The 7,693-nt window shown below is 58.8% G+C and carries 8 protein-coding genes; 6 read left to right on the forward strand and 2 right to left on the reverse strand.

All coding sequences use genetic code 11. The features are described 5' to 3' along the window. The 5 genes from VK725_RS09475 to VK725_RS09495 all read left to right on the forward strand — a co-directional run. Nucleotides 1-310, forward strand: a 310-nt coding sequence (locus VK725_RS09475; RefSeq protein WP_325317806.1) for a DUF6776 family protein, incomplete at its 5' end; no start/stop codon positions are given. Continuing rightward, the gene (locus VK725_RS09480; protein WP_325317807.1) at nt 297-722 is read left to right on the forward strand and encodes a polymer-forming cytoskeletal protein; all 426 of its coding nucleotides are present in this window, start codon (nt 297-299) and stop codon (nt 720-722) included. The genes VK725_RS09475 and VK725_RS09480, both read left to right, overlap by 14 nt. 97 nt (nt 723-819) lie before the next feature. Further along, entirely contained in the window at nt 820-1,188 is a 369-nt protein-coding gene (erpA, locus tag VK725_RS09485) for an iron-sulfur cluster insertion protein ErpA (protein WP_126674035.1), read from the forward strand. A 16-nt stretch (nt 1,189-1,204) separates the two neighbouring features. Beyond that, on the forward strand, nt 1,205-2,170 hold the full coding sequence (gene nudC / locus VK725_RS09490; protein WP_325317808.1) for an NAD(+) diphosphatase: 966 nt from the start codon (nt 1,205-1,207) through the stop codon (nt 2,168-2,170). A 70-nt stretch (nt 2,171-2,240) separates the two neighbouring features. Then, complete coding sequence (locus tag VK725_RS09495; RefSeq protein WP_325317809.1) at nt 2,241-3,110, forward strand: beta-lactamase induction protein; 870 nt, start codon at nt 2,241-2,243, stop codon at nt 3,108-3,110. Between the two features lie 157 nt (nt 3,111-3,267). Here VK725_RS09495 and VK725_RS09500 read toward each other — a convergent pair whose 3' ends face one another. Further along, a complete protein-coding gene (locus VK725_RS09500) occupies nt 3,268-5,142 on the reverse strand; it encodes an MFS transporter (protein ID WP_325317810.1) in 1,875 nt (624 codons plus the stop codon). Between the two features lie 441 nt (nt 5,143-5,583). Here VK725_RS09500 and VK725_RS09505 point away from each other — a divergent pair, with 441 nt between their 5' ends. Further along, nucleotides 5,584-5,715: a hypothetical protein gene (locus tag VK725_RS09505; RefSeq protein WP_325317811.1), complete on the forward strand. Its 132-nt coding sequence runs from the start codon at nt 5,584-5,586 to the stop codon at nt 5,713-5,715. Between the two features lie 467 nt (nt 5,716-6,182). On the opposite strand, the gene VK725_RS09510 is transcribed toward VK725_RS09505, so the two are convergent. After that, nucleotides 6,183-7,178 (reverse strand): integron integrase, encoded by a 996-nt coding sequence (locus tag VK725_RS09510; protein ID WP_325317812.1) that lies wholly within the window; start codon nt 7,176-7,178, stop codon nt 6,183-6,185. Nucleotides 7,179-7,693: the final 515 nt, after the last annotated feature.

Consider the following 7,693-nt stretch of genomic DNA (forward strand, 5'->3'; position numbering starts at 1 on the left):
CAAGCGCGACGATGACACCAGCGGCACCACCGCCGTCACCGTCGAAGGTTTGCGCGACAACAAAGTCGTGCAACTGGATTGGCCCACGCTCGGCGACGCCGCCGAGAAAGACGGCATTCCCTTCCGCTTCCGCTATTTCCAACAACTCCACACCACGATCGCGCTGCCCGCCGATTTTCGGCCCACGCGATTGCATGTCACAGTCCAGCCGGAAAATGGCGACCCCGTCAGCCGCGCTGTGGCATGGAACGACGCCCTATCCAGCCCAGTCACCACCAACCAGGGGGACACGACAGATGCTCAGCCGTAAACGCAACGAACACGCACCTTCCCGCAATGCCGAGACCAGCCTGATCTCCATCGGCACCATCATTCGCGGCGATGTCCGCTTCACCGGCACGCTACATCTGGACGGACGCATCGAAGGCGCGGTAATCGGCGAAGGCAACAGCGCCGTGTTCACGCTGAGCGAGCATGGCCAGGTGCAGGGCGAAGTGCGCGTGCCGCACGCGATGATCAACGGCCAGGTGAACGGCGACATCTACGTCAGCGAGCGCCTGGAACTGGCCACGCAAGCGCGCGTGATCGGCGATGTCCGCTACGCCTCGCTGGAAATGGCCGCCGGCGCGCAGGTGAACGGCCGCATGGCGCATCAGGGCGAAGACCACATCCAGCGCGAACTTCCCGCGCCGGAAGTGCGTTCGGACGCCGTCACCGCCTGAATCCACGCCGTTTGACGCGGCATCCGCCCCGGGCTGATGGGACCCGGGGCTTCGCGGTATCATTGAGTCCGCCCCGCTGCGGCCTCATATGCGTTACATGGAAACTATCCTCGCCATCCCCGATTACCGCCAAGCCGGCGCCCCGCTGATCTTCACCGAGGCGGCCGCTCGCAAGGTTCATGAACTGATTCAGGAAGAAGGCAATCCTGAGCTGAAGTTGCGCGTGTACATCAGCGGCGGCGGGTGCTCGGGCTTCCAGTACGGTTTCACCTTTGACGACACCCGCGCCGAAGACGATTTCGCGCTCGACCGCGAAGGCGTAACGCTGCTGGTCGATCCGCTCTCGCTGCAGTACCTCACGGGCGCCGAGATCGACTACACCGAAAGTCTGAGCGGTTCGCAATTCGTCATCCGCAATCCCAACGCCAAGACCACCTGCGGCTGCGGCTCTTCGTTCTCAACCTGAGCGGCCACAGACACGGATGGCTTCGACGAACCCCAACACCTTCGCCGGACTCAGCCTGTTACTCGATCGCGTTTCCGAACAACGCGATAACGCCGATTGGGTTGCCGCGAAAGAACGCTCACCCGACGCGCACTACATCCTGATCGATCTCGCCGGCGATGCGTTTCTGCAGCGCGATGAAGAACGATTGCGCTGGTTGAACGCCGACGAGCGCGAACGTCTTCTGCCGGACGCCTCGTGCAGCTTGCTCGGCATCGCCAACGGCGAGCCGTACTTCATGCTGCTGCTCGATGATTCCCATGACGCCGCTGCATTGGAATCCGCACTCCATGCGCGACGCATGGGATTGCGCGAAGCAGGCCTTCTACTCCCCGCCGACGAAGCCAGTCTCTTCGCATACGCCAAGGGACTCGCCCATTGGCAACGTGAGACGCGCTGTTGCGCTTACTGCGGATCGCCAGTGCAACGCGTGTCATCCGGCCATCGCATGCATTGCACGAATCCAGCATGCGGGCGCCTCCACTTTCCGCGCACCGACGCCGCCATCATCGTGATCGTGGAATACCAAGGCGCCTGCCTGCTGGGACGCCAGGCAGTATGGCCGCCGGGCCGCTACTCGACGCTCGCCGGTTTCATCGAACCCGGTGAAGCGCTGGAAGATGCCGTACGCCGCGAAGTCGCCGAAGAATCCGGCGTGATCGTCGGCGATGTGCACTATTACTCCTCGCAACCGTGGCCGATGCCTGCATCGTTGATGATCGGGTTCACCGCCTCAGCACTCTCGCCTGACATCCATCTGCGCGACGGTGAACTCGAAGACGCACGCTGGTTTACGCCCCAGCAGATCGTCGACGGACTGGCCGACGGCAGCTTGGCGACACCGCCAAAACTTTCTGTGTCGTATCAGCTGCTCTCGCACTGGCTGCTGGAACGCGCCGGTCTGGACCTCGGCGCTTTAGTCGCGCGCTCACCGCGTCGGTAGCCAGCCACAACGGCGTGAACGGGTTCCCGTCACTCGCATACAATGGCGCCATCCATCGGAGTCCGTTTTCATGGCTATACGCTTGCTTGCTGCGCTCATCGCCCTCGGACTGCTGCACCTGCAGCCTCAGCTTGCGCATTGGCGCGGCGATGCAGGCTTCCGGCGTTGGGTAAATCAGCTTGGCGATACTGCCGGTAGTGGCCGCATACTGATCACGGTGCTGGTGCCGGTCGTCGTCTGTGCGCTGGTGATATGGCTGTTGCACACGCTGCCGCTAGGCGCGCTGTTCTTACTGATCTTTGCGCTAGCCGTATTGCTGTTCTCCTTCGGGCCGCACGCGTTCGAAGCGGATCTGGAAGCAATCTTCAAAGCCCCCGATCAAAGCAGCCGCGAAGCCGCCGCGCAGGCATTGTGCGATGACTGCGAACATATTCCGTGGCAAACCGCAGAACTCGGCGAAGCAACCGCGTACGGCGCGCTGCGCCGCCGCTTTGGCGTGCTGTTCTGGTTCTTTCTGCTCGGTCCAGCCGGTGCCCTGCTCTATCGATTGGCGCGGCAGCTCGGACACGATAGCTCGCTTGCACTCGATCCCGGCGCACGCACATTCGCACGTTATCTCGCCAACGGTCTCGATTGGGCGCCCGCGCAATTGATGGTGTTTACGCTGGCACTCGTCGGACATTGGGACGCCGTGATCGGCGCATGGAAACGCTGGCACCAACAAGCCGCACCAAACAGCTGGTATCTCTCCAATCCCGGCTTTCTCGGCGCCGCCGCACGCGCCGATGTTCTCACGGATGTGGAAGGCGGTGACGGTTACACCGAAGACCGCACCGACCCTCTGCACGAACTGCGCCGCCTACGCGATGCGCTACTGCGCGCATTGCTCGCATGGATGACAATTGTTGCGTTGATCGTGATCGGCGGCTGGATATCCTGACTCTGGGTATCCCCATTTTTTGCTTGATGATTCTACAAAATCAGAAAGCCATCCAAGCCGGCGCTATGCCCGATGACGCGTAACCGTCATCCCAGCGAAAGCTGCGATGACGAGCAAAAACCTTGAGATATCTCAAGGTCCCGACTCGGCTCTCCGATCAGGCCATATCCCCGCGTAACTCTTGAACACGCTGCTCAAGCGAGGCCGCAGTCACCTCGTTCGCTGCTTTAGGCGCGTCCACCACCAATTCCACATGCGCGCGAAAACGGCGCGGCAAACGCGTGCGCCGCATCATCGAATCGCGCCGGCTCCACACACTTCCCCATAATCCGCGCAGCGCCATGGCAACGACCGGCACAGGACGGCGTTCGAGAATCTTCTCCACGCCCGCACGAAAAGTCTGAATGCTGCCGTCCTTCGTCAAACCGCCTTCCGGAAAAATGCACACCAGCTCGCCATCGGCCAGCGCTGCATCCACCTCTTCAAAAGCCTTGTGCATAACCGCCGGATCTTCTTTCTTTCCCGCAATCGGAATCGCCTTCGCGGTCTTGAACACAAAGCGCAATACCGGAATGTTGAAAATCTTGTAATACATCACGAAGCGCGCAGGACGACGCAGATTCGCCATCAGGATCAGCGGGTCCATAAAGCTAACGTGATTGCACACCAGCAACGCCGGCCCTTCCTCCGGCAGATTCTTCATGCCATCCACGCGAATGCGGTAAAGCGTATTGACCAGCACCCACGTGATGAACCGCATCAGGAATTCGGGCACCAGCGTAAAGATATAAACCGCGACAACCACGTTGAGCAGCGAAGCGATAAGGAAAATCTTCGGCGCGTTGAAGCCCAACGTATTCAACGCCAGCCCAAAACACGATGCGATGACAATCAACAACGCATTGAGAATGTTGTTACCGGCAATCACGCGCGACACACGATCGCGCGGCGTACGCGACTGCACGAAGGCAAACAGCGGCACCACGTAGAAGCCGGCAAACATGCCGATCAGGGTGAGGTCCACCACGATTCGCCAGCTACCCGCGCCATGGAGAAACGCCAGCCAATTCAGTCCGTGCGCAACCGCCGAACCCGAACGCGCAAAAAACAAATCGGTACCGAACGCTGTCAATCCAAACGCACCCAGCGGCACCAGGCCGATCTCGACGCGCTTGCCCGACATTTTTTCGCACATCAGCGCGCCGACGCCTGTGCCGATAGAGAACAACGTCAACACCAGCGTATTGACCGTTCCGTCGCCGCCAAGATTGTCCCGCGTGTACAACGGCAGCTGCGCAACCAGGATCGTTCCAAAAAACCAGAACCATGAAATACCCAACACTGCATTGAACACCGCACGATCTTGGCGAGTAATCCGCAGCACGCGCGCCGTTTCAGTGAAAGGATTCCAGTTGAAAACCAAGTCCGGAGCGGTAGCAGGCGCAGGCGGAATGAAACGACTCGCGCCGTAACCAACCGCGGCGATACCAATCGTCAATGCAGCAGAAAAATGCGGCCCCACACCCGCGATCAGCATCAGCGTATTACCGACCACCATGCCGATAAGAATCGCCATCTGCGTACCCATTTCCACCAGGCCGTTGCCACCCACCAGTTCGGTGGTCTTCAGCGCCTGCGGAAGAATCGCGTACTTGATCGGACCGAATACCGTCGAGTGCATCCCCATCATGAACAACACCACCAGCAACAACGGCAAGTGATGCCCAATAAATCCATACGCCGCCAGCGCCATGGCCGCGATCTCAAACACTTTGACGTACCGAATGATGCGCGTCTTCTCGAACTTCTCCGCCAGCTGCCCCGCCGTGGCAGAAAACAGAAAGAACGGCAGAATGAAGAGCGCCGGCGCGAGGTTGGTGTACAAACTAACCTCATGATCGGACAGCCCCATCTGAAACGCCGCCAACATCACCATCGCATTTCGAAACGCGCTGTCATTGAACGCACCCAACGCCTGCGTCCAAAAGAACGGCGCGAAACGGCGACTACCTAGCAGGGCGAACTGGCTCATGCGTTTCCTTGGCGTTCGAAGTGCTACTAGCCTAGAACCTATCTCAAAATTGAGAAACGCCCCACCATCGACTTTTTACTCGTCATTCCCGCGAAAGCGGGAATCCAGTGACTTTAAGCGTTTGAAATGTAAAGACACCCGATTCCCGCTTTCGAGGAAATGACGTTCTAGGATTAGCGCAGCGTAACCCAATAAGACGCGACCCTTCCGTGCCAATCAACGGCCACGCTCTTTCGCCTATACCAAGTAGGCATTTACCAACGAACTAAATCACTGAGCCCCGACAGATTGCACAACGCACTTCATGCGAAGGTGCGTAAGTCGGGCGTGCCCTTCGCCTCGAAGAACACGACACGCCCGACATGATGTGAAGTAACGCGGATCGCCTGGGAGGCAACCCAAACGATCCGCTGGCCACCACCAACTAATAGGAAGTTGATCATGGTTACGTTCGATCATACGGCACCCGCACGTCTACGTGCCCCCGCCGCGGTGCATTTCCCTTACTTCACCGCCGCGCTGACGGCGCGACGTCGAGCCACAGTGGGCATTCGTCAAAACGGAAGCAGCTGATTCCGACAAAACGAGCAGGATTTTTCCTGCAGCCCTTCACGCCGCGCGCAACACGCGGCGTGACCTACAAACACATACGTACGTTGTCGCATCTTGCGACAGGCTCAATCGTGCAAAGGAATCTTCGATGAAAGAAAAAGCCCCCGGCGCGTGGCTCACCCTCAACACGAGCTACTACCCCGCTGCCATCGGCAATCCGCTCACCTTGCTGGATGATTCATACACACTATTGGAACGTGCTCAAGGCATCGTCCACCTTATGCACGAAGCACTGCAACTTTCCCCAAGCGTCGACACGCGCGCTAACTCTCGCTTTAAAAGCCGTGGAGACGCTGATGGAAATGAGTGCTGGCTCCGCCGAAGAAGCACATGTTCGCCTCGAGCAGATTGGAGACGGCTGGATTGCTAGCAATTGAAGCAGCGGGTCAGTTGTCGTGTCTTAAAAAACGACTCTGACCTATTCCCCGCTATTGATCCAACGGACTCAAAACCCCTAGACCGCCACGGTTCAACACATGGGTGTAGATCTGCGTGGTCGTCACATCCTTGTGTCCGAGCAGCTCCTGGATCGTCCGGATATCGTGACCCGACTCAAGCAGGTGTGTTGCGAATGAATGCCGCAACGTATGACAGGTAGCCGGCTTCACAATCCCTGCCCGTAGACGCGCCGCACGCACCGCCCTTTGGAGCGACGATTCGTCCACATGGTGCCTGCGGCACTCCGAACCGCGCGGATCGCGCGAGAGACCCGTTGCCGGAAAGACGTACTGCCAACCCAACTCTCGCGATGCAGACCGATACTTGCGCGCCAACGCATTGGGCAACCAGACCGCGCCATGTCCTGCGGCGAGATCCTGCTCATGAATGACCCGTACGCGCTCCACCTGCTGCGCTAGCGCCCCATTCAATCGTGCCGGCAACGGCACATGCCGATCCTTACCGCCCTTTCCATCGCGCACACAAATTTCATGACGCGAAAAATCCACATCCTTTACACGCAGCCTCACACATTCCATCAAACGCAGTCCGGAGCCATACAACAGCGAAGCCATCAATGCGCGAGTACCTTCCATCAGCGTTAGCAAACGCGTTACCTCGTCACGCGAAAGCACCACCGGCACGCGTTGCGGCCGCTTGGCTCGCACAATCGTTTCCATCCATGGAAGCTCCACGCCAAGCACCTCCCGATATAGAAACAACAAAGCCGACAACGCCTGATTCTGAGTTCCTGCCGCAACCTGCCCCTCAACCGCCAGCGAGCTAAGAAAACGCTCCACCTCCACCGCACCCATATCCCGTGGATGACGCTTATCGTTCGCAACAATAAAGCGCCGAATCCAAGCGGCGTAGGCCCGCTCCGTGCGCAAGCTGTAATGCTTAAGCCGCATCCTCGCCCTCACCTGATCCATCAAACGTGGCGCACCCGCCCCCGTTACACCCTCACTTCCGCCCGAATAACTCATAGCCCCTCAAAAATGCCTGATAACAAGGTTATCCTGACTCAACGGACAGCAGCCGGAACCGGCGCAAGAGCTTGATTTGAGGTAAGAGTTGCTCGCTTGTGAGCGCCCGGTAATTACCTGCATACTTGGTGCAACACCTCACTTTTGGGGTCGAATTAGAGTTAGGCACAGGAACAGCAATGACCGGTGGTCAACAAAAGCGCACTTCCTGGGGACGGCCTCGCGACTTTATAGTGCTGGTTATCTGCATCACGATCATCGGCGTGGCAGCGGCAGCCCGCTGGCGCGCCTTAGACTTGGTATTTGCTTTAGCTTGGCTGGGTATCTGCGTAGTTGGATCAGTCTCGGTTCTATGGCGCGCATGGAAACATCGCACTGAGCCAACACGTCCAGCTCTCGGCCAACTCGCAGCACTACCTCGTAGTTGGCGTAAATGGGTATTGGGCGAGAGCGACGACAATTCTAGGCAATGAGCCAACGCCCGCTGCCTAACAATTCATTCAAGCGGACGCGCG

Source organism: Dyella sp. (assembly GCF_035486915.1).
In the GTDB taxonomy this organism is placed as follows: domain Bacteria; phylum Pseudomonadota; class Gammaproteobacteria; order Xanthomonadales; family Rhodanobacteraceae; genus Dyella_B.

What these genes read in the sequence shown, in the direction of transcription:
- VK725_RS09480 (WP_325317807.1), top strand. Translation starts at nt 297, where the DNA reads ATGCTCAGCCGTAAACGCAACGAACACGCACCTTCCCGCAATGCCGAG.
- erpA (WP_126674035.1), top strand. Translation starts at nt 820, where the DNA reads ATGGAAACTATCCTCGCCATCCCCGATTACCGCCAAGCCGGCGCCCCG.
- nudC (WP_325317808.1), top strand. Translation starts at nt 1,205, where the DNA reads ATGGCTTCGACGAACCCCAACACCTTCGCCGGACTCAGCCTGTTACTC.
- VK725_RS09495 (WP_325317809.1), top strand. Translation starts at nt 2,241, where the DNA reads ATGGCTATACGCTTGCTTGCTGCGCTCATCGCCCTCGGACTGCTGCAC.
- VK725_RS09500 (WP_325317810.1), bottom strand. Translation starts at nt 5,142, where the DNA reads ATGAGCCAGTTCGCCCTGCTAGGTAGTCGCCGTTTCGCGCCGTTCTTT.
- VK725_RS09505 (WP_325317811.1), top strand. Translation starts at nt 5,584, where the DNA reads ATGGTTACGTTCGATCATACGGCACCCGCACGTCTACGTGCCCCCGCC.
- VK725_RS09510 (WP_325317812.1), bottom strand. Translation starts at nt 7,178, where the DNA reads ATGAGTTATTCGGGCGGAAGTGAGGGTGTAACGGGGGCGGGTGCGCCA.